This is a genomic window from Brevundimonas sp. BAL450, from assembly GCF_015767455.1.
GTDB classification, from domain to species: Bacteria; Pseudomonadota; Alphaproteobacteria; order Caulobacterales; family Caulobacteraceae; genus Brevundimonas; species Brevundimonas abyssalis.
This window is the reverse complement of the sequence record NZ_JADWOW010000040.1, coordinates 1-722: the sequence shown is the minus strand read 5'-3', so window position 1 is coordinate 722 and position 722 is coordinate 1. Positions and strand designations below refer to the sequence as shown.

The 722-nt window shown below is 70.1% G+C and carries 2 protein-coding genes; one reads left to right on the top strand and one right to left on the bottom strand.

Annotated elements, in window-relative coordinates; all coding sequences use genetic code 11:
* Positions 1 to 21: 21 nt before the first annotated feature.
* Positions 22 to 342: an OmpA family protein gene (locus IWC96_RS03840; RefSeq protein WP_370541082.1), complete on the bottom strand. Its 321-nt coding sequence runs from the start codon at positions 340 to 342 to the stop codon at positions 22 to 24.
* Between the two features lie 38 nt (positions 343 to 380).
* Between IWC96_RS03840 and IWC96_RS03835 the strand changes: the two genes are divergently transcribed.
* Complete coding sequence (locus tag IWC96_RS03835) at positions 381 to 701, top strand: OmpA family protein (protein WP_370541082.1); 321 nt, start codon at positions 381 to 383, stop codon at positions 699 to 701.
* Positions 702 to 722: the final 21 nt, after the last annotated feature.

Below are 722 nucleotides of genomic sequence, written 5' to 3'. Positions count from 1 at the left end.
GAAGCCGGGAGGGTTTGGCCCTTAGAAGTTGATGTCGATGGTGGCGCGCCGGTTGAGCGGCTCACGCACGCCGTCCGCGGTCGGACGGGCCAGATCGGTTTCACCGCGGGCGTCCAGTTGGACGACGCCGCCGGAGACACCCTGGGCGACCAGGGCGTCAGCCACGGTGCGGGCCCGGCGCTGGGACAGACCCAGGTTGTACTGGGCCGAACCCGAGGTGTCGGTGTGGCCGACGATCAGCACGCGCGTCGGGGAGCCCGAGCGAGCGTGGTTGGCCGCAGCGGTCACCACGTTGCGCGCTTCCGCGGTCAGGTCCGAGCGATCCCAGTCGAAGTAGACCACGAACTGTTCGGCAGCCGGCGCCGGCTGCCGAACAGTTCGTGGTCTACTTCGACTGGGATCGCTCGGACCTGACCGCGGAAGCGCGCAACGTGGTGACCGCTGCGGCCAACCACGCTCGCTCGGGCTCCCCGACGCGCGTGCTGATCGTCGGCCACACCGACACCTCGGGTTCGGCCCAGTACAACCTGGGTCTGTCCCAGCGCCGGGCCCGCACCGTGGCTGACGCCCTGGTCGCCCAGGGTGTCTCCGGCGGCGTCGTCCAACTGGACGCCCGCGGTGAAACCGATCTGGCCCGTCCGACCGCGGACGGCGTGCGTGAGCCGCTCAACCGGCGCGCCACCATCGACATCAACTTCTAAGGGCCAAACCCTCCCGGCTTC